Raw genomic sequence first — 16,574 nt, forward strand, 5'->3', positions numbered from 1 at the left:
ATTATGGATAATAGTTTTCTTCTATCAGAAATAAAGAACCAGTTAGAAGTAGGTGACTATCTTAGTAGACCTAATAGTGGAGTCTTTAGAAGAGTTATCTATAAAGACGGAGAGATAGTTAAATTAACTGATCTAGGAGGAAGTCCTTATATTATTAGTTGGGATAGCCCTTCTGAATTCTATTGGATAAAGAAAGAGGATTTACATAACAATCTACAGAAACCTCTTACTAAGAAGTTAATCTTTAAAGATACTATAGAGCCAATAAAAGAGTGTCTTGTAGAAGATAATCTGTATAAAGTTCTAGTAGAAAGAGGGGATTTTATTTGTCTATCAGGTAATCTATCTAGTATTGTTTACATGAGAAAGTTAGTAAAGGAAAGTAAGATTCCTTACTATAGAGCTGCTATTGAAATTGAGATAGGATGTTACAACCTAACTTTCAAATGGGAGAATAAAGATAGGATGATTATGGAGAGTTTAGGTAAGAGAACTCAGGAAGAAGAATTTCCTATTGCTTTAAAAGTAATGATAGGAGACTTGTGAAGCGCCTATATAGATTTCAGGCATATCATAATCGTCTTAGCAAAGAATTATTAGATTTAACTGGGGGTTATGATGGCGATAATCCCTGGTCTTTACCTATAGAACTAACTGATGAGGAATTAGTTAATGTTCTATTAAATTATGGCGGTAACTTTGCTACTAACAGAATAGAAGGTGAACCTATTACCTTTTACTGGACACAATACAGTCAATTTAGTCAGAGGTAAATGGGATATATAGTATCAGATGAAATAGAAGCATTATCTTTAGAAGCTTTAGAGAAATGGGGATTAGATAGTACTCTAGAGCAAATAGTAGAAGAATGTGCAGAAGTTATAAAAGCAGTAAAGGTATACCAAAGAACTGATAAAGGTTCAGATATGGACTTAGTTATAGAAGAGTTAGCTGACTTGAGAGTAGCTATAGATAGAGGCTTATGTAGCTTTACTTCTAGAGAACAGGTCTATGAAAGTTACTACGCTAGTGTAAGCAAATTAATTAAGGGATTAAGAGAATGACATATAACTACAAGGTAGATATCCCTGAAGAAGTACAGGAATTATATAGAAAGGGTTTAGAGAAATGGGGAATAGTTTCTCTAATAGATCAAGTAATAGAAGAGATGGCTGAGTTAACAGTAAAGTTACAGCATCTTAAGAGAAATAATAAGGGAGTAACTATAGAACAGGTGGCTGAAGAAGCTGCTGATGTAAAGATAGTTATAGATAGACTCTTTTCTGCTTATATAGGTATATGGGAAGGAGAAGAATGGTTAGATAAGAAGGTTGATAAGTTGAAAGAGCAGTTAAATAAATGAAAGAAGATAAGCAAAAGATACTTCAACTACTAGCAGAATTAATAGAAGCTAATCCAGATCAGAGATTCTGTCAGCTTCTATATAACCTTACCTACCATCTTCAAAAGGGATACATATCTAATGACATCTTCTATATAGAAGATAAAGATTTAATAGAGGCACTCAATGAGAAGTTAAATGACACTAACAGATAGAGAATACTTTCTTCTAAAGAGAGAAGGTAAATCCTTTAGGAAGAAGCAGGATGTATCTGTTAAACCTAATGGTAGATCTGCTGACTTCATTCTCAGTAATATAGCAGGAGGCTGTGATTATTACTGTAGTTATTGTGCAACTAGTAGGCATAGATCTCTTGGTAATCCTATTACTATCTATACTAATCTAGATGCAATTACTACTGAAGCCATTAGGTATCTAGGAGAACTAGGAGAAAAGAAGATACCTAACCAATGCGATCGCAAATATTGGACTATAGATATAGGTGAAGCATATGATTGCTTAGGGCCCAGTTTAATAGATCGTACTCAGATAGTAATAGATAGGTTAACTAGATTAGAGAATGTAAAAGTTTCATTTGCTAGTAAAGTTACTTGTCCTAGTAGAGTAAAACTACTATCTAATATAGTAGGAACTTCTAAAGAGAGAAGAGTTAGGATAAGGGCTTCTTTATCTCCTCAATCTCTAATAGACAAGTTAGAAGTAGGTACTAGTAGAGTAATAGATAGATTAAGAGGATTGAATCTATCTTATCAGTTGGGCTACGAGTGTCACATTAACTTTAGCCCTATAGTTCTATATCCTAATTGGGTAGAAGACTATATAGAACTATTCTCCTTAGTGAATAAAGAACTAGATAAAGAAGTTAAGGAGCAATTAAAACTAGAGTGTATATTCCTAACACATCATCCTAAGATGCATGAAATGAATATGGAATATAAACAAGAAGCCGAAGCGTTATTATGGGTGCCGCCTATTCAAGAGACTAAGACTAACGAAAGAGGAGATAGTCAAGTAGTTAGGTATAAAGCCCTAACTATTAAGAAGGCGGCGATAGTTAAATTTAAGGAACTACTTAATAAGTATCTTCCTTATGCAGAGATTAGGTATATATTTTAGGGAAGAAAATGCAGACATATAACTTTCTTGCAGGTGATACAGAAACGGGTGGACTTATCTCTTATAGAGATTCTTTAATAGAAGTAGCTTTTATAGCTGATAACTTACAAGTTCTAGTACCTCCAGAAGAGTTAGAAGATTACATAGTTAGTCTACCTAAGTTCCAATGTTATGTAGTTAGAGAAAGATATATAGGTGAAGCTAAAGCCCTAGCTATGAATAGTAAAGCTTTCCAAAGGATAGCTGATAGAGAACCTGGCTATTTATATATGACTCCTAATGAAGTAATACCTGCTCTTAATGAGTTTGCTTATGGACTAGGTATGGAGTTTCCTTTCCTAGCAGCAGGGAAGAACTTTAGTGGGTTTGATAGATTATTTCTAGAAGGAATAGATTCCAAAGAAGAGTTGAGATTCCATCATAGAACTATAGATCCAGCTATGTGGTATATGGAATATGAAGATAAGAAGCCGCCTTCATTAGAGACATGTTTATCTAGAGCTGGCATAAATAAGAAAGTGAAACATGAAGCTTTAGAAGATGCTGCCGACATTATTAGACTAGTCAAACTTTACTATTGGAATAAATATTCTAATAGTAATTATGGTCAGTCGATTTAGATTAATATTCTTCCTTAAAGAAGGAAAGTCATATATAACTAAACCCTCTAGTAACAAGATAGAAGTACTACTAGAGGGCTTGATATATATGAAAAGTAGAGAAGGGGATATCAATTCTATATATCTAGAAGAATATGAATTGATAGATAAAAGAAACAATAATGAAATGGGATGGATTGATTAATGATACCTAATAAAAGATTGATTAAAGCTTTAAGAGATAGTGTTGAGTATCTATCAGACCCAGAGAATAAATATGAATGGGGAGATTATACTCAATGTACTTGTGGAACTGTTACTAAATTTCTATTAGAAGGTGTTGAAGAAGTAGAAGTATCACATATACATTATGTTAGTGGAGATGGTGGATGGACAAGCAAAGCTAATAAGAGTTATTTATTTGAGTGTCCTCAAACAGGATTACCTTATGCTCAGATCTTTAGAGAGTTACATAAAGCGGGACTAAATAAAGCAGAAGATTTTCTTACTTTAGAGTATTGCGGTCGAATAGAAGATAAGAAGAAATTTGAATCTTTATCTTTAGAAGATAGGATTACAGCTTTAGAGATAGAGAACAATGCTCCTTCTTATATGAGAAGAGAAGTAGTTATAGAGTTTCTTAATGAGTTAGCAGATAAGTTAGAGACTCAATTAATTAGTCAAGAGGCGGCATCTAATAACAAGGAGTCAGTTAGAGTATGTATATAAAAGCCACAGTACCAGAAGTTAATACTAAATGGATTAATAACAAGACACAGAATAGTTATTATATTTGGTGTCTAGGATATGCTATTAACTGTCCCCCTTTAGATAAAGATTCTCTAGAAGATAGAGAGTTACTAGAGAATGAGAACGTGTATGTAATCTACCAACCTACTAATACTGAAGATTTATCTATTAGTAGAAATGTACTCTATTTAAAATACACAGAGAGTAAGGAGGGGTATGGAATAGCTAGTAAAGTCAATACTATCCTTAATAATGCGTGGATAATTAGCTGGTTACCTAAGGCTATTATTCCTAATGAAATACACGCTTATGCTAGACCAGCTTTTCAATGGAGAAGTAAGTTTACTGAGATAGAGATTTAGATTATAGAATCTACATCTACTTGGAACTTCTTATTATCTCTAATAGCTTCAATAGCTTTAGTTAACTTAGAGAAGATAAGTTCGACTTGATTAATTCTAGATTTATCTAAAAGGAAATCATTAGAAGGTTGAGAGAGATATTGGATTTCTAAGATTCCATACATACCTTTATTAGAGTTCATTAAGACTCTTGAGTAAACAGTATGTATACCATTTCTATTTAGGTATTTAAGACAGCCAGGAGGCAATTCTTGATCTATAGAATACTTAATAAATTCATGGGGGCTATTAAGTCCCTTTAATATCTCTTCTTCTATCTTTTCAATAGGAACATTCTTAAATCTAGATTTAAGAGAGTTTGTATTAGCGTCTACAGCTTCATGAAAGACAGACATAGAAGTAAAAGATATAGCTCCTAATCTAGTTCCATTATGAAATAGACCTAATACTGCTCTATTAGAAGAAGTTACTAATAATAACTCTTCTAATATGAAGTCTATATACTGTCTTTGTTTAACAGAATGGGCAGTTACATAAGTCATTACATTCTGTAGAGGCCCCTTAAGAGTTCTTAGATATGTAAGAATTCCTAAGAAAGTATTAGCAAAGATAGTAATAACTATAAATATCTGAAAGAGGTTAATTGAATGTAGTTGCTCATAATTAGTTTTTATTTCCCTTAGGACTTCATCATTATGTTGAAAGTCATTAACAGGAATCTGAATGAAATACTTCATGTTGATATAGAAATGGATCACATTTTCTAATATCAGATAGATAGAAAGTACGTTAGTAGGACATAAAAGAAATGAAACCAAGTAAGAAAGCAGCAAGAAGATTAGCAGCCCGCATCTCTGACTATGAACAGACTATTAATAAAGGTAAATATCCTCAAGGAGCTTTTACTAAACCAGGTTCTAATAAGAGATAACTAATAATTTATTCCTTAGGTAATAGATTTTATCTAAGGAATAAATATTTCTATAGGAATATATTATGGATAGCATTGAAGAATATTATAGTTTGTCTTTAGAAGAACAATCTAAGTATGTAGGACTACTACAAGGAGAAAACTTTAGTTTTGTATGTATTCATTTAGATGAAGCTTCCCAAAAGATACTGGATTTATATTATGGTGCCCTGACAGTTAGACAGACTAGATTCTCTAGATTTAATAGAAATAGGGTATATGTATATATTCCAGGAGGGTTAGATAGATGTTCTTTCAGAGCTATATTACCTATCGAAGCTGATTTAATAGAGACTATGGATAAGATCTATTACTGGGCAGATAGGTATGGATTTAGATGGATTAATGTCCATGCTCTAGAAGATTATTGTAAATATGAATTGGATGCCGTTGCTATAGAGTGGAGTTAAATATGTACTATAGAAATATGGACAAGTCTAAACATAGACATGAAACCATAATTAAGATGGCGGATATGTTTCTAAACAAATACTATCTAGATAAGGTAGGGATATATAGTAGTATCTGGTATCTATATGAGAACTTTGTATTTCCCTTAGAAGAGACTTTAGAGAATAGTGATGATTGGGAAAATCTAGAAGGTAGTTATTATCCTTTCTCTATTGAAGATAAGAAGAAAAGGATAATAAATATGGCTAACAATCCCGCATATAATAATTTAACTAAACAGCGTCTTGCAGAGTTAATCAGGGAAGAATATGAGTACGTTAATAGTTAGTAAGTTTAAAGACTATTATGATGAGTGCCTTATAAATAAAGGGACTTATCCTATATGGAACAGAAAGACTATTTATCTAGAAAGCAGTTGGATAAATAACTTCTCAGAAATATATAAGTATTATAGAACTATTCCGCAAGGAGTTGTTCTTAGTAGAATAATAGAAGATAATCCATACCCTTTATGGATTACAGCAGGAGTAGTAGGAATATGCGGTTGGTTATATCCTGTATGGGCAGTGAGAGGAAAGGGAGTTAAGCTACATGCTTGTAGTTTTGATTATCTAATAAGAAAGATTAAAGATAGTGATTTTAATGCAATAGATAGCTATTGGAAATGTAAAGGGTTAAAAGATGAGCTAATAGAGAATCTATTGATAGGTAATAGAACAATCAATAAAAAGGAATTAGATAATATTAATCCCCTTCATGTTGGGGAGGGTGTCTTTGGAGAAATAAATAGTCCTATCTTTAGCTATAAAGTAGATAGGATAAATTCACAAGTAAAAGTTAATCCAAGACTAGATGTTATAGGAGTAGATAAGATAATAGATGGTAAAAGAATGGCTTCTCTTATAGATAACTTTCTTAGTAGAGTATTAAGTGTTAGAAGAGAAACAAGAGAGGTATATATTACTAATGATAATACTCCTTTCTTAAGTAGAGAAGAAGCTAAGAAGTATGCAGAACATATTAAACCTCAAGTAATAGATCTTACTATAGGCCATGACTGGAAGAAGGGAGATGTAGCTTATCTAAAAGGATATCTTCCTATTCAAATAGTGAAGGTAGATAAGAGACATACTTTAGTGGAAACATTATCAAGGGCACAAGGTAGAGATATCTATCAATTAGAAGATGTTATTTATTACTATGCTGTTGAGTCTACTAGTAGAATAATTCATCAACTAATAGGTAGGGGAGATATTAGTTTACTTATGAGGGAAGTACATGCCTAGACAAATTAAAAGAGAAATTACTTTCTATGTGACTACTGATGGTGAAGAGTGGCATGATGAAATTGATGCCCTAGATCATCAAAAGAAAATAGATGGAGCTATAGATGAAACCTTTGATCATGGAATAAGTAAAGGAGATAGATTTTATCTAGCTACTAATGGATACGTAACTATTATAGAAGTTACAGAAGTATATGTAAGTCCAATAGAAGAGTATAGATTATGTAGGGAAGATGGAAAGTGGATAAAAGAAGATTGTATAGAATTTATAGACTTATCAAAACCTAATGATAAGTTTAATTGGAATTGTATTAGAGGAAAAGAGCGCATCAGTTGTTTAAAGAAGACGCTTGAACAGTTAGTTAAACCAATCTTAGAAGAGTATGATAATTGATGTAGAGCATTTGTTTCATCATAGATGTGACCACTGTAATTACTGGTGGACTAATGCAGATAAGAAACCAGTAACTAGTAAAGTAGTTTATTGTCCTTCTTGTGGTAAAGAGAATCAAGTAGAAGGAATAAAAGGACATCTAATAGAAGAGGAAGAAGATAATCTAACTTATCCTTTTGAGATATATGTAGTAGCTAGCCATCCATCAGTAGAGAAGATAGCTTATGGTGCTTGGTACTTAGATAAAGAAGGAGCAGACATAAGGAAGACTCAATTAGATAAGGTAATAAAAGGTAGTTACTTTGTATATAGAGCCTTAATTCAGATAGATAAAAATAGTAGAAAGTAATAGAGACACGCCCCGTATAACTTCATGGAGAAGTACTTCGATAGAAAGGAGATGAGTATAGGTTTGATTCCTATTACGGGGCAGCATCAATAATTAAGGAGTAGACATGGAAATATATACTACTGAAGGATTAGATGAAGAGAGAGGGGGCTGCCCATTTAAGCAGCTAGTATATAAGACTTGGGATTCTACCATCTCTATTAGGATGTATCCAAGTAATACCTATATTAGGAAGAAAAGAGAACTACCTTTAGAAGATAAAAGTGAGATGGTAGCTACTGTAAATAATAAATACTTTCTAGCTAGTCCACTTAAATGGTTACTTCCTACTGGACATATAGAGAATTTAAAAGAGTTAGAAGAGGCATTAGAGTTCTTTAAACATGAGTAATAAAGGCATTCATCCTAGATTGCTAACAGAAAGAGGTAGAGGTAGGAATAGGTACGGTGACAAATATACCCATAGTAAAGTAGAGAAATGGGAAGGTACATTTATTCCTAATAGAATCTATAGATATATCTTCAATGATATGGACGGTGACCGCCATACTTGGAGTGCTTTATATAGATTAGTTGAATCTAAGTTAGGACATAGATGGAATGATGTACATTCTATGGTCTGCTCTAAAGCAACTGGGGGAGATTATAAGTCTTACTATCTAAGATACGCATTAGATAGATTAGTAGAAACAGACTGTGTCTTCTATGAGGGAGATGATACTCCCTATGATCCTACAATTAATAAACCATTAGCTTCAGGATATATCTATGTAGATCTAGAAGGTGTCTTAAGACAGGTGCCTTCTAGAAAATATAACTATAGAAAGAAGATAGCCAAGATAGTAACCATAGGAGAGAACAACTTTGTTTATATTCCTAAAGGAGGTATATGGATTAGGGATAGCTATGAAAGAAAGCCTCCTGGTTGGTACTTTGAAGGTAGGTATAAAAATAAAATATTAGTTAGGCGGCTTGTATTAGACAAAGAAGGTAGACCTATTTGGAATAATAGTAGTAATTGTGACGACCCTAAAGAAATAGGAAAACCCAAGATAGATATATCTATCAAACAGGTAATTAAATACGAGTACTATATGTGTCATCAAACAGATCTTATTAAACTAAGAAAGGGAGGTTATATAAAATGACAGTAGAAGCTAGACCCTATAAAGTAATACACTCTAGGGTTATATTAGAAGAATGTGATGAATTCTGGCAGGTTGAGAAACACTATACATTAGATGGAAGGGTACTTAAAGTTAAGTACCCTTTTGAATTAATAACTCAGAAAGGTATTGAAGTAGATATTATTAGCTCTAGAAAAATGACAGAGAATGAAAAGGACACCTTCATAAGAAATAGAATATTATGAGTGATATAGATTTTATTAAGAATAGTTTTAGTGACACCAAACTATTTACTATTGAGTGGAATGAAGAAGTTAGGAATGGTACTAGTATTCCTTTATATATAGGAAGAATTAAACCTAAGAAAGATATGATATGTTTTGTATCTACTCTTCTTATCTATAAAAATATTGTATTTGATAGGTGGCATATTGAATTAAAAGGGGGCTCCTATCCTAACTCTCATTGTACTTTAATGACAATAGAAGCTAAATGTATTACTGCAACTGGTAAATATGATTCTCTTGAAGGACTTATTTATCAGTTTAAGAATGAGATTGTAAAGAATATGTCCATATTAATGGGTATAGCTAGGAAAACTAAAGGATTATAGACTATGTTATGGGTAGTGGAGAGAGGAATATTCCAAGGTAAGGAAGAAGAGAAACTAATTGCAGAGATAAAGAATCAGGGGCACAAGGTAATAGAAGTACTTGATATAGGACAGGTTTATTCTCAGATAGAATCTGTAGATGAATATGAGCTAGCTAATAGAGAACCAGAACCTATTATATTTAGAGGCTCTTTAAAAGTTGCTAAGTATATAAATAGATATCTAAGTTGGTGGCCTGGAGCTATATTTAACCATAATAATTTTAAGTGTAGTACTTACTATACTTACCTAGGCCCCTACTTACTTAATGATAGCTATCATCTTTTACCTTTTAGGGAATTACAAAGGAAAAGATGGGAATTAATGGCTAGTTTCTATAGAGATGGAGGCACTACTAATCCCTTTATTAGACCAGACTCTCCTATGAAAATATTTCATGGAGATGTGTATTCATTAAAGGAATTAAATATATCTCCTATACCTGATCCTAGTGAGTTAGTATTAATAGCGCCCTATAAAGAGATAAAGAAAGAATATAGATTTGTAGTAACTACAGATAGAGTTATTAGTGGAGCTAGTTATAGCAGAGATAACACTAATTCAGAGAGAGTGAAGGATAGTAGTAAAGCATGGAACTTTGTAGAAGAGATATTAGATTATCTTAAGAAACAAGAGTGGAGTCCAGATGAACTATTTGTTGTAGATATAGCCAGCTCTATTGAACATACAAGTTATAGAGTAGTAGAGATAAATTCATTCTCTTGTAGTGCTTTATATAGTAATGATTTAGAAGCTGTAGTAAAGGTAGCCAGTCAAGTAGCAGAACATAAATTTAAGGAGATAGAAAATGAATGTCGCTAATGGGCTTTTAGTTTTAACTAGTGTGCTTGTTATAGGAGTTGTTCTTAAGAAGCCTTTAATTAAGGAGATAACTCTATGGAGAAATGAATATATAGAAAGTGTAGAAGCTAAAGAAGATAGAAAGAAGATATATAAAGGGAAAGAGACCGCCCTTCTTTCTGGTAATACTCCTATTAAGATATTAGGTGAATATGATGGCAGAATTAAGCACAGTATTAAAGTTCTTAACCAAGAGACAGGTGAAGAAATGTATGTGAGAAGAGAGGATATAGCTGAATGATTAAACTTGCTTGGCAAATAGCTATAACAACTGCTGTAAATGCCTTGAGCTTGAAGGATAGAACTGATAATTTACAGAGGCAGATTAATGAAATCAGATTGGAGAGAACTAAATGAGTTTTACAAAATTAGCTACTTATCTAAAAGAGTTTCTAGAATCTAATGCGTTAGAGTTTCTAGAATCAATGATAGAAGTTCTAGAAGCAATGGGATATGTAGATGATGAGGAACCTGAAGAAGAAGAAGAAGATAATCGTATCCATTTCTATCTAACAGAAATAGAATCACAGAGAGCTAGAGAATGGATAGCTCAGAAAGAGAAAGAGAAGGCTGCACAACAGTTAACAAAACTAAAAGAGTTAGAAGAAAAGAAAGATAAGGGTGAGATAACTGAACAAGAGCAATGGATTCTTAACAGTTGGAGTTCACATAGATGGCAGTTTGAGAAAGGGATGCCATATAACGGGGCTATTGGAGAAGCAGTTACTTATAAGATTAGCCCGACCTCATTAGGAGAGATAGTAGTACTTGAATATGGAGATGAGAGAATAGATGTCACAGACTACGACTGCTGGTAGTGGTAATAGATTATTTAAACTTGCGATCGCAATTGGAGTATCAGTAGGAGCTGGTTATCTATTGATGAGTAGCTTCAATCCTGAATTTGTTAAAAGAATGGAGAATTTATATGCTGGTACTCAAGAAGAAGAAAAGAATACCTGGATAGTATGTCTATATAACGGAGAAGGATACTTGAATACAGGTAGTTATATAGGACAGAAGTTTGCTGGTAGTAAAGGCGCAGGTAATTATTGGACGGCTAGAAAAGAAGCTACTAACTATGTAGAGTTCTTTCTTATAGGTAGAGACTTAAGATATATAGCAGTCTATAAGAAAGTAGCTCATCCTAATGACACAATCTGCACTGACTACTATGCACATAATACTGGATTATTAGCTAGGGTAGTGTTGGTTAATGGAGAAGGGAATATAGTAGATATGCCCCTTGATTAAGAGAATGTTTTATGCATCTACCAGATTACTTAGATGAACTATGGTTTAGTAGTTCTAACTGGAGAGAAGAGATGAATAGACTCAATCAGGAAAGCTTATGGATAGGTATTAATGATTGGGTCTCTATAGCTAATAGAGAAGATTGGGAATGTATGTTATATGATTACTTATTCTCTATTAGAGTTCCTATAGATAGATATAGTCTTCTTCCTAATGGAGAAGTTAATTATGGATATGTTAGAAGTGTTATTCTATTTTCATTAATGGTTACCTCCTTTCTAAAGGAAATAGATATTAGAATTACTAAGCCGCCTTCTATATATATAGAAGCTAGATTTATTAATGATTACATATTTAAAGAAGAACTATTAAGTATAGAAATATTTAAAGATGGTATTGGAATAAAGGAGCCTTAATGGGAGAGTGTTTGATATATGAACTAGAAGTAGAGGAGGCTATTAAATTATCTCTACAAGCTTTAGAAAAGATAGACTACAAGCTAAGAGAAGATATTCCTAGAGAGTTTATAGTATCTAAGATAGCTGTCTTTCTAGATATATGGGATGTGAAATATGTAGATAAGGTATTAAAGGAGGCGGGCTATTAGGATTATTAGTAAGTACTCCGATTATTATGATGGAGTAGTAAAAGAAGTAGGTATTGATAGTGAAATAGTTTATGAAAGAAAAGAACGCTATGTATCTACAACTCTGACCAATCCTATATACCTAGAAGAGATAAATAGGTATATAAAGAATATGCCTAAAGGAAGAATAGGTAAATCTGATTTTATTGTATCTCCTGGAGTAATAGGATTCTGTGGTCGGTTATATCCCTGTTACAAAATAGCTGAAGAATATAGATGCACTGGCGATCAGATATCTAGATTACTAAATAGATATAGGGAGATTATATCTGATGAAGATTTAGATAGTTTTCTAGATGATAAAGAGAACTATATTTCTAGATTAAATATTTCTGTGAAAAAGATAGATAACTTTCAAGAAAATAATCTAGGAATAAAGATAAGTAATCAAATCTTTGCAGACATAGAAGCCCCAATATTTGTTTATATATCTGGACATTCTATGATAGCTAATCCTGAATCCTTAAAGGAGATAGGATTTCCAAATTATATGAATGGTAGACAGGCCTATCAAGAACTTTCTATGTTTATAGGAGGAGTTCTTAATACAAAAGAGTGGGCATGTCCTACGACTGGTGATGATCAGGTGATATTACTATCTAAAGGATTTGATAAGAATTCTTTTAAACAAGTAGCTCCTGGTGAAAAGAAAATGAAACGTAAATTAAACAAGGAAAGAAAAAGAAATGGGACAGACTAAATGGGGAGTTGTTCTGACCGCCGTAATACTAATTTATGTATTAGCTAATAGAGGATTAACTATTTGGGAGAATAGTTTAAAGTGTCCCCTATCAAACCAACCAGCAGCTATAGAACAAGTAATTAAATAATATGCAAGTAGTAAAAGCAAAAGAGACAGACGAGTTGAAGTTAGAAATTGAAAAGTTGAAGAGAGAGTTAGAGATGTTGAAGAGTACTAGTTCTGTTCTAGAAGGAAATGATTGGATGAATATAGGTGCGGGAATAGAAGAATGTGATCTTTGGATATTTGTTAACAATCAACCTAGAAAGATAGCTTCCTTAACTAGAGGAAAGATGTTAATTCTAGGAACACCTAAAATCTAACATAAAAATTATGTTCAATGTATTGCGAGCAATTGGTAGTTTCATAATTCAGTCTAAGCGTCCTAAAGATAATACTTATACTGATATAACAGAGAGTCAGAATCTAGATAATATATTAGATTCACTAGGTAAGATGAATGAGAACACTCGACTAGTTAGTAAGACTACTTATTTAAATAGGGGAGAAGTTCTATCAGAGGAACTTATTGAAGTTCCAGAAGAAGTCATATCAATGTGGTATGAAGAGAGAAAGACCAATAGAATGCCTGAGATAGTTGAAGAGGCAGAAGAAATAGGATGGGCTGATGATTTAAAGAAATATAAATATGGGGAAGATCTATCTACTGATATAGAGATAGGTTATGGAGATTGGTTTAATGCTGAAGGTGAAGAGATAAGTGAAGAGGTATTAAGAGAGTTAGGATATGGAGACGACGATTACTAGTACTATCATATTGTGTCATCCAGAAGAACAGGAATTACTTTCTTCTAAAGAGAGGACAACCTTTTATGCTTGTCCTCATATATATTTATATGGATCTTTAGAGACTCAAATAGATAATCTATTAGATCCATTAGGAGAAAGAGATATAGATTCTAGAATTATTTCTAGTAATGTTATTTTAAATAGATTACCTAGCGGGGTCTATTTAGCTAGCTACAAAGGCATTAACTGTAATATATATCTATGGAACATAGTTCTAGATATTACAGGGGGCTATGTAGTAGAAGAAGATTCTCTAAAAGATAACTTAGATATTAGAGATAAATATGGTAGAAGAGTGTACTAGATATTATTTTTCTAGTACATGTGAGATTAATAAAGAAATGTACTGGGACGTAGAGATGGGTAGATATTGGATAAATATTGACTGGTATAGAAGGGTTAGAGACCCTACTTGTGGATATCATGTTGTAAAAGATATCTTTAGTTTGTTCATCAGAGTTCCATTTCTTAAAGAGAAAAAAAGATGACTAATCCTAACTCAACTTACATTGGTTTAATACTAGATCGTTCATATTCTATGCATAGTATTGGGCCCGAACTAGTAGAAAGTTTGAATGGTTATATAGAAGAGCAAAAGAAAGCTGATGGAGAAGCTATTATTTCCATCATGCAGTTTGATGAACCAGGACAACATGAATATCTAGTAGAGAATGCTAATCTTAAAGAGGTAAGTAAGATTACTGGATATCGACCAAGAGGTAGTACAGCCTTATATGATGCCATAATCTACTTCTTTGATAAGACTGGTAAGTATTTAGCCTCTTTAAGAGAAGAAGATAGACCAGCTACAGTAGTTATTACTGTGATGACTGATGGGGAGAATAACTCTAGTGAGAATACAATACAGAGAGTTAATGAGGTAATCAATCATCAAGTAGATAAATACAACTGGGTGGTTAATTATTTAGGTGTTAGTGAATTAGGTAAAACAGAAGCCCGTAATATGGGTATTAAGAATGTTATTGCTACTAATTATGCTAGTGCTGAGAGTACAGAAGCTACCTTCAAAAATCTTAGTCGAGATACAGTTAAACTAAGATCTCAGAAAGGAAACTATAGTGCAGCAGAATCATTTACTACTAGAAGTGATTACTCTACTGTAGAAGATTAGATAATTTAGGCGGCTAGATTAGCCGCCTAGCTTCATTAATTAAGGAAAAATAATCATGAATCTTGAAGAAGCAATTGAGAAGTTAAAGATATTAGGCATTGATAACTTCAGTGACCAAACTACTCGTGAAGAGTTGAGCCAAGCAAATAAACTAATTAGTGAATTACAACATGCACTTAGATATGCTAAGAGTCATAATAGAGAAAGGGATTATAACAAAGCATTAGATGGAGTTAAAGATAACTTACCAAATATACAGAAGTGTTTTTCTTTATTAGATTGGCAAATAAGAGAGAATGATTTGTATAATGATTACATTGTAATAGAGGGTAGAGATAGTTTAGATCCTCTCCAAGTAAAGTTTTCTGTTAGGATAGAAAACACAATACATCAGAGTATATGGACAGGATATATTTACTTTAGTAATTACTGTATATGTAACAGTGATAGTTTTGAGGAGTTAGATGAGCTATTAGATTACTTAGTAGGTTATTGTAAGGACTTAGCTAGCATAACTAGATTCGTGGAATCAGAGGCGGCTCGTTAATTAGGTTCAACTCCTAAGGATTCCTACATTCTATATCTAGAATGTAATTTACTGTAACTACTATTTAATTTAACTATGACTAACAATACTGCTGAATTGATTATTGATTTAATCAAAGATGAATTGAGAGATGTTAATCTTCCTCAAGTATTTAAGGCAGAAGATGGTGCCCGCATAGTATATTATCCCAAAGGTAGTAGTCCAACTACTAAAGGATATACTAATCCAAATGCCACTGAGGTTAGTTTAATTAGTCCTTCAGGTGCTTTAGTTAAAGTCATTGATTATAATGCTTTATGTAAAGATATTTGGGGAGAGAATCCTAGTGGTACAGGAAAGAATAGTTCTTCTATTTGCCATATGAAGAAAGGTACTAGAAGAAGTACTGATGTTCAAGGATGGAGACTAGCTCCAGAAGAAACAGAAGAACTATTTGCAGCATAGTAGTTACACATTTAACAGATAAGGCGGCTAATCTAGCCGCCTTATTTAATGAACTAATAATCTAACTAACTATGTCAACTATATTAGATAGAGAGTATTACTCCTTAAGAGAATATGCTCAGACTGAATACAGTAGGGAACTATTAGAAGAAATATATAAGCTTCTAAAGAAAGAGAACGAAACTAATATATTAGCTAGATTACCTATATATAACTATGAAAGAGATATATGGGATATAGATTGGGAAGAGATCAATTATGATGAATTGAATATTATTAGTGGTTGGTATGTAACTACTAGTGGAGATTATCTTACAGAAGAAGATAGGGATAATCGAATAGAAGAATTAAGAGATAAGATAGATTATCTAGGTGAAGATAGTGAAGAGATATTACAACTAGAAAGTCTTATAGAAGAAATAGAGAATGCTGAATGGGAACCAGATGAAGTTTATTGGAATGTAGTATGGAGATATAACAATAGAGAACCTGATCTAGATATAGCTATGAGTATAGGATTAGGAGTACTGGAATATAAAGATGAGGGTTGGATATTCCTTACTGGATGTGGAATGGATCTCTCTCCGAAATTAGCCGCTTATGGAATTCTTAAGTATAGAGGAGTGAGTGAGGAAGATACTAGACACTTTAGAAATAAAAACAGTATAGATTATTTCAAGCATATCGTTGGAGAAATAATCTTCAATAAAGTAGTAGATATATTAAATATTAAAGATCTTATTTAGAGAAATAGTAGGG

At 32.6% G+C, this 16,574-nt stretch carries 35 protein-coding genes and 1 tRNA gene; 35 read left to right on the forward strand and 1 reads right to left on the reverse strand.

From position 1 onward, the window contains the following. Positions 1–3 precede the first annotated feature (3 nt). From AACW45_RS11785 to AACW45_RS11825, 9 genes are all read left to right on the forward strand, one after another. Positions 4–546: a hypothetical protein gene (locus AACW45_RS11785; protein WP_190627918.1), complete on the forward strand. Its 543-nt coding sequence runs from the start codon at positions 4–6 to the stop codon at positions 544–546. Next, complete coding sequence (locus tag AACW45_RS11790; protein WP_190627921.1) at positions 543–773, forward strand: hypothetical protein; 231 nt, start codon at positions 543–545, stop codon at positions 771–773. Before AACW45_RS11785 ends, AACW45_RS11790 begins: the two co-directional genes overlap by 4 nt. Then, positions 774–1,064: an antitoxin gene (locus AACW45_RS11795; RefSeq protein ID WP_190627923.1), complete on the forward strand. Its 291-nt coding sequence runs from the start codon at positions 774–776 to the stop codon at positions 1,062–1,064. Then, positions 1,061–1,363 carry a hypothetical protein gene (locus AACW45_RS11800; RefSeq protein ID WP_190627926.1) on the forward strand — a complete coding sequence of 101 codons (303 nt, stop codon included), beginning with the start codon at positions 1,061–1,063 and terminating at the stop codon, positions 1,361–1,363. Before AACW45_RS11795 ends, AACW45_RS11800 begins: the two co-directional genes overlap by 4 nt. After that, positions 1,360–1,557, forward strand: a complete 198-nt coding sequence (locus AACW45_RS11805) for a hypothetical protein (RefSeq protein ID WP_339381974.1) — start codon at positions 1,360–1,362, stop codon at positions 1,555–1,557. Before AACW45_RS11800 ends, AACW45_RS11805 begins: the two co-directional genes overlap by 4 nt. Then, positions 1,541–2,479, forward strand: a complete 939-nt coding sequence (locus tag AACW45_RS11810) for a spore photoproduct lyase family protein (RefSeq protein ID WP_190627928.1) — start codon at positions 1,541–1,543, stop codon at positions 2,477–2,479. Before AACW45_RS11805 ends, AACW45_RS11810 begins: the two co-directional genes overlap by 17 nt. 8 nt (positions 2,480–2,487) lie before the next feature. After that, on the forward strand, positions 2,488–3,099 hold the full coding sequence (locus AACW45_RS11815; protein ID WP_190627930.1) for a hypothetical protein: 612 nt from the start codon (positions 2,488–2,490) through the stop codon (positions 3,097–3,099). A 183-nt stretch (positions 3,100–3,282) separates the two neighbouring features. After that, positions 3,283–3,807: a hypothetical protein gene (locus AACW45_RS11820; protein ID WP_190627931.1), complete on the forward strand. Its 525-nt coding sequence runs from the start codon at positions 3,283–3,285 to the stop codon at positions 3,805–3,807. Beyond that, entirely contained in the window at positions 3,798–4,190 is a 393-nt protein-coding gene (locus AACW45_RS11825) for a hypothetical protein (protein ID WP_190627933.1), read from the forward strand. Before AACW45_RS11820 ends, AACW45_RS11825 begins: the two co-directional genes overlap by 10 nt. Here AACW45_RS11825 and AACW45_RS11830 read toward each other — a convergent pair. Continuing rightward, a complete protein-coding gene (locus AACW45_RS11830; protein WP_190627935.1) occupies positions 4,187–4,927 on the reverse strand; it encodes a hypothetical protein in 741 nt (246 codons plus the stop codon). The two genes, AACW45_RS11825 and AACW45_RS11830, sit on opposite strands and share 4 nt — an antisense overlap. Before the next feature lie 71 nt (positions 4,928–4,998). Here AACW45_RS11830 and AACW45_RS11835 point away from each other — a divergent pair, with 71 nt between their 5' ends. The 26 genes from AACW45_RS11835 (at position 4,999) to AACW45_RS11960 (ending at position 16,561) form a co-directional block, all read left to right on the forward strand. Continuing rightward, entirely contained in the window at positions 4,999–5,121 is a 123-nt protein-coding gene (locus tag AACW45_RS11835; RefSeq protein ID WP_277880188.1) for a hypothetical protein, read from the forward strand. 65 nt (positions 5,122–5,186) lie between these two features. Next, entirely contained in the window at positions 5,187–5,570 is a 384-nt protein-coding gene (locus AACW45_RS11840; RefSeq protein WP_190627937.1) for a hypothetical protein, read from the forward strand. A 17-nt stretch (positions 5,571–5,587) separates the two neighbouring features. Further along, positions 5,588–5,899, forward strand: a complete 312-nt coding sequence (locus AACW45_RS11845; protein WP_190627939.1) for a hypothetical protein — start codon at positions 5,588–5,590, stop codon at positions 5,897–5,899. Then, the gene (locus tag AACW45_RS11850; protein WP_190627942.1) at positions 5,880–6,857 is read left to right on the forward strand and encodes a hypothetical protein; all 978 of its coding nucleotides are present in this window, start codon (positions 5,880–5,882) and stop codon (positions 6,855–6,857) included. The genes AACW45_RS11845 and AACW45_RS11850 overlap by 20 nt, the downstream gene beginning before the upstream one ends. Beyond that, entirely contained in the window at positions 6,850–7,251 is a 402-nt protein-coding gene (locus AACW45_RS11855; RefSeq protein WP_190627944.1) for a hypothetical protein, read from the forward strand. Before AACW45_RS11850 ends, AACW45_RS11855 begins: the two co-directional genes overlap by 8 nt. Then, positions 7,241–7,600 (forward strand): hypothetical protein, encoded by a 360-nt coding sequence (locus tag AACW45_RS11860; protein ID WP_190627946.1) that lies wholly within the window; start codon positions 7,241–7,243, stop codon positions 7,598–7,600. Before AACW45_RS11855 ends, AACW45_RS11860 begins: the two co-directional genes overlap by 11 nt. Positions 7,601–7,609: 9 nt before the next feature. After that, a tRNA-Ser gene (locus AACW45_RS11865) sits at positions 7,610–7,683 on the forward strand. A 23-nt stretch (positions 7,684–7,706) separates the two neighbouring features. Further along, a complete protein-coding gene (locus tag AACW45_RS11870) occupies positions 7,707–7,991 on the forward strand; it encodes a hypothetical protein (RefSeq protein ID WP_190627948.1) in 285 nt (94 codons plus the stop codon). Then, on the forward strand, positions 7,984–8,748 hold the full coding sequence (locus tag AACW45_RS11875; RefSeq protein WP_190627951.1) for a hypothetical protein: 765 nt from the start codon (positions 7,984–7,986) through the stop codon (positions 8,746–8,748). Before AACW45_RS11870 ends, AACW45_RS11875 begins: the two co-directional genes overlap by 8 nt. Beyond that, positions 8,745–8,972, forward strand: coding sequence for a hypothetical protein (locus tag AACW45_RS11880; protein ID WP_190627952.1), 228 nt, complete (start codon positions 8,745–8,747; stop codon positions 8,970–8,972). Before AACW45_RS11875 ends, AACW45_RS11880 begins: the two co-directional genes overlap by 4 nt. Next, positions 8,969–9,340, forward strand: a complete 372-nt coding sequence (locus AACW45_RS11885) for a hypothetical protein (protein ID WP_190627954.1) — start codon at positions 8,969–8,971, stop codon at positions 9,338–9,340. The genes AACW45_RS11880 and AACW45_RS11885 overlap by 4 nt, the downstream gene beginning before the upstream one ends. A gap of 3 nt (positions 9,341–9,343) precedes the next feature. Further along, complete coding sequence (locus AACW45_RS11890) at positions 9,344–10,201, forward strand: ATP-grasp domain-containing protein (RefSeq protein WP_190627961.1); 858 nt, start codon at positions 9,344–9,346, stop codon at positions 10,199–10,201. Then, on the forward strand, positions 10,188–10,481 hold the full coding sequence (locus AACW45_RS11895) for a hypothetical protein (protein ID WP_190627962.1): 294 nt from the start codon (positions 10,188–10,190) through the stop codon (positions 10,479–10,481). Before AACW45_RS11890 ends, AACW45_RS11895 begins: the two co-directional genes overlap by 14 nt. A 112-nt stretch (positions 10,482–10,593) precedes the next feature. Beyond that, complete coding sequence (locus tag AACW45_RS11900) at positions 10,594–11,058, forward strand: hypothetical protein (RefSeq protein WP_190627963.1); 465 nt, start codon at positions 10,594–10,596, stop codon at positions 11,056–11,058. Further along, on the forward strand, positions 11,033–11,494 hold the full coding sequence (locus AACW45_RS11905; RefSeq protein WP_190627964.1) for a hypothetical protein: 462 nt from the start codon (positions 11,033–11,035) through the stop codon (positions 11,492–11,494). The genes AACW45_RS11900 and AACW45_RS11905 overlap by 26 nt, the downstream gene beginning before the upstream one ends. Positions 11,495–11,505: 11 nt before the next feature. After that, positions 11,506–11,910 carry a hypothetical protein gene (locus tag AACW45_RS11910; RefSeq protein ID WP_190627965.1) on the forward strand — a complete coding sequence of 135 codons (405 nt, stop codon included), beginning with the start codon at positions 11,506–11,508 and terminating at the stop codon, positions 11,908–11,910. Further along, positions 11,910–12,101 (forward strand): hypothetical protein, encoded by a 192-nt coding sequence (locus AACW45_RS11915; protein ID WP_190627966.1) that lies wholly within the window; start codon positions 11,910–11,912, stop codon positions 12,099–12,101. The genes AACW45_RS11910 and AACW45_RS11915 overlap by 1 nt, the downstream gene beginning before the upstream one ends. Positions 12,102–12,252: 151 nt before the next feature. Beyond that, the gene (locus tag AACW45_RS11920; RefSeq protein ID WP_190627967.1) at positions 12,253–12,840 is read left to right on the forward strand and encodes a hypothetical protein; all 588 of its coding nucleotides are present in this window, start codon (positions 12,253–12,255) and stop codon (positions 12,838–12,840) included. Further along, on the forward strand, positions 12,827–12,970 hold the full coding sequence (locus tag AACW45_RS11925) for a hypothetical protein (RefSeq protein ID WP_190627968.1): 144 nt from the start codon (positions 12,827–12,829) through the stop codon (positions 12,968–12,970). The genes AACW45_RS11920 and AACW45_RS11925 overlap by 14 nt, the downstream gene beginning before the upstream one ends. Position 12,971: 1 nt before the next feature. Then, positions 12,972–13,205 (forward strand): hypothetical protein, encoded by a 234-nt coding sequence (locus AACW45_RS11930; RefSeq protein ID WP_190627969.1) that lies wholly within the window; start codon positions 12,972–12,974, stop codon positions 13,203–13,205. Between the two features lie 10 nt (positions 13,206–13,215). Beyond that, complete coding sequence (locus AACW45_RS11935; protein WP_190627970.1) at positions 13,216–13,650, forward strand: hypothetical protein; 435 nt, start codon at positions 13,216–13,218, stop codon at positions 13,648–13,650. Next, a complete protein-coding gene (locus AACW45_RS11940) occupies positions 13,631–13,996 on the forward strand; it encodes a hypothetical protein (RefSeq protein ID WP_190627971.1) in 366 nt (121 codons plus the stop codon). Before AACW45_RS11935 ends, AACW45_RS11940 begins: the two co-directional genes overlap by 20 nt. Positions 13,997–14,176: 180 nt before the next feature. Then, the gene (locus AACW45_RS11945; protein WP_190692780.1) at positions 14,177–14,824 is read left to right on the forward strand and encodes a VWA domain-containing protein; all 648 of its coding nucleotides are present in this window, start codon (positions 14,177–14,179) and stop codon (positions 14,822–14,824) included. 55 nt (positions 14,825–14,879) lie between these two features. Then, positions 14,880–15,371: a hypothetical protein gene (locus AACW45_RS11950; protein ID WP_190627973.1), complete on the forward strand. Its 492-nt coding sequence runs from the start codon at positions 14,880–14,882 to the stop codon at positions 15,369–15,371. 75 nt (positions 15,372–15,446) lie between these two features. Continuing rightward, a complete protein-coding gene (locus AACW45_RS11955; protein WP_190627974.1) occupies positions 15,447–15,815 on the forward strand; it encodes a hypothetical protein in 369 nt (122 codons plus the stop codon). A 71-nt stretch (positions 15,816–15,886) separates the two neighbouring features. Then, positions 15,887–16,561, forward strand: a complete 675-nt coding sequence (locus tag AACW45_RS11960) for a hypothetical protein (protein ID WP_190627976.1) — start codon at positions 15,887–15,889, stop codon at positions 16,559–16,561. The last annotated feature ends 13 nt before the right edge of the window (positions 16,562–16,574 follow it).

Source organism: Calothrix sp. FACHB-168, assembly GCF_963889195.1.
GTDB classification, from domain to species: domain Bacteria; phylum Cyanobacteriota; class Cyanobacteriia; order Cyanobacteriales; family Nostocaceae; genus Aulosira; species Aulosira anomala_A.

Bases quoted from the DNA above. Each gene is read 5' to 3' on its own strand.
- AACW45_RS11785 (WP_190627918.1), top strand. From the start codon at position 4: ATGGATAATAGTTTTCTTCTATCAGAAATAAAGAACCAGTTAGAAGTA.
- AACW45_RS11795 (WP_190627923.1), top strand. From the start codon at position 774: ATGGGATATATAGTATCAGATGAAATAGAAGCATTATCTTTAGAAGCT.
- AACW45_RS11800 (WP_190627926.1), top strand. From the start codon at position 1,061: ATGACATATAACTACAAGGTAGATATCCCTGAAGAAGTACAGGAATTA.
- AACW45_RS11805 (WP_339381974.1), top strand. From the start codon at position 1,360: ATGAAAGAAGATAAGCAAAAGATACTTCAACTACTAGCAGAATTAATA.
- AACW45_RS11810 (WP_190627928.1), top strand. From the start codon at position 1,541: ATGACACTAACAGATAGAGAATACTTTCTTCTAAAGAGAGAAGGTAAA.
- AACW45_RS11815 (WP_190627930.1), top strand. From the start codon at position 2,488: ATGCAGACATATAACTTTCTTGCAGGTGATACAGAAACGGGTGGACTT.
- AACW45_RS11820 (WP_190627931.1), top strand. From the start codon at position 3,283: ATGATACCTAATAAAAGATTGATTAAAGCTTTAAGAGATAGTGTTGAG.
- AACW45_RS11825 (WP_190627933.1), top strand. From the start codon at position 3,798: ATGTATATAAAAGCCACAGTACCAGAAGTTAATACTAAATGGATTAAT.
- AACW45_RS11830 (WP_190627935.1), bottom strand. From the start codon at position 4,927: ATGAAGTATTTCATTCAGATTCCTGTTAATGACTTTCAACATAATGAT.
- AACW45_RS11835 (WP_277880188.1), top strand. From the start codon at position 4,999: ATGAAACCAAGTAAGAAAGCAGCAAGAAGATTAGCAGCCCGCATCTCT.
- AACW45_RS11840 (WP_190627937.1), top strand. From the start codon at position 5,187: ATGGATAGCATTGAAGAATATTATAGTTTGTCTTTAGAAGAACAATCT.
- AACW45_RS11845 (WP_190627939.1), top strand. From the start codon at position 5,588: ATGGACAAGTCTAAACATAGACATGAAACCATAATTAAGATGGCGGAT.
- AACW45_RS11850 (WP_190627942.1), top strand. From the start codon at position 5,880: ATGAGTACGTTAATAGTTAGTAAGTTTAAAGACTATTATGATGAGTGC.
- AACW45_RS11855 (WP_190627944.1), top strand. From the start codon at position 6,850: ATGCCTAGACAAATTAAAAGAGAAATTACTTTCTATGTGACTACTGAT.
- AACW45_RS11860 (WP_190627946.1), top strand. From the start codon at position 7,241: ATGATAATTGATGTAGAGCATTTGTTTCATCATAGATGTGACCACTGT.
- AACW45_RS11870 (WP_190627948.1), top strand. From the start codon at position 7,707: ATGGAAATATATACTACTGAAGGATTAGATGAAGAGAGAGGGGGCTGC.
- AACW45_RS11875 (WP_190627951.1), top strand. From the start codon at position 7,984: ATGAGTAATAAAGGCATTCATCCTAGATTGCTAACAGAAAGAGGTAGA.
- AACW45_RS11880 (WP_190627952.1), top strand. From the start codon at position 8,745: ATGACAGTAGAAGCTAGACCCTATAAAGTAATACACTCTAGGGTTATA.
- AACW45_RS11885 (WP_190627954.1), top strand. From the start codon at position 8,969: ATGAGTGATATAGATTTTATTAAGAATAGTTTTAGTGACACCAAACTA.
- AACW45_RS11890 (WP_190627961.1), top strand. From the start codon at position 9,344: ATGTTATGGGTAGTGGAGAGAGGAATATTCCAAGGTAAGGAAGAAGAG.
- AACW45_RS11895 (WP_190627962.1), top strand. From the start codon at position 10,188: ATGAATGTCGCTAATGGGCTTTTAGTTTTAACTAGTGTGCTTGTTATA.
- AACW45_RS11900 (WP_190627963.1), top strand. From the start codon at position 10,594: ATGAGTTTTACAAAATTAGCTACTTATCTAAAAGAGTTTCTAGAATCT.
- AACW45_RS11905 (WP_190627964.1), top strand. From the start codon at position 11,033: ATGTCACAGACTACGACTGCTGGTAGTGGTAATAGATTATTTAAACTT.
- AACW45_RS11910 (WP_190627965.1), top strand. From the start codon at position 11,506: ATGCATCTACCAGATTACTTAGATGAACTATGGTTTAGTAGTTCTAAC.
- AACW45_RS11915 (WP_190627966.1), top strand. From the start codon at position 11,910: ATGGGAGAGTGTTTGATATATGAACTAGAAGTAGAGGAGGCTATTAAA.
- AACW45_RS11920 (WP_190627967.1), top strand. From the start codon at position 12,253: ATGCCTAAAGGAAGAATAGGTAAATCTGATTTTATTGTATCTCCTGGA.
- AACW45_RS11925 (WP_190627968.1), top strand. From the start codon at position 12,827: ATGGGACAGACTAAATGGGGAGTTGTTCTGACCGCCGTAATACTAATT.
- AACW45_RS11930 (WP_190627969.1), top strand. From the start codon at position 12,972: ATGCAAGTAGTAAAAGCAAAAGAGACAGACGAGTTGAAGTTAGAAATT.
- AACW45_RS11935 (WP_190627970.1), top strand. From the start codon at position 13,216: ATGTTCAATGTATTGCGAGCAATTGGTAGTTTCATAATTCAGTCTAAG.
- AACW45_RS11940 (WP_190627971.1), top strand. From the start codon at position 13,631: ATGGAGACGACGATTACTAGTACTATCATATTGTGTCATCCAGAAGAA.
- AACW45_RS11945 (WP_190692780.1), top strand. From the start codon at position 14,177: ATGACTAATCCTAACTCAACTTACATTGGTTTAATACTAGATCGTTCA.
- AACW45_RS11950 (WP_190627973.1), top strand. From the start codon at position 14,880: ATGAATCTTGAAGAAGCAATTGAGAAGTTAAAGATATTAGGCATTGAT.
- AACW45_RS11955 (WP_190627974.1), top strand. From the start codon at position 15,447: ATGACTAACAATACTGCTGAATTGATTATTGATTTAATCAAAGATGAA.
- AACW45_RS11960 (WP_190627976.1), top strand. From the start codon at position 15,887: ATGTCAACTATATTAGATAGAGAGTATTACTCCTTAAGAGAATATGCT.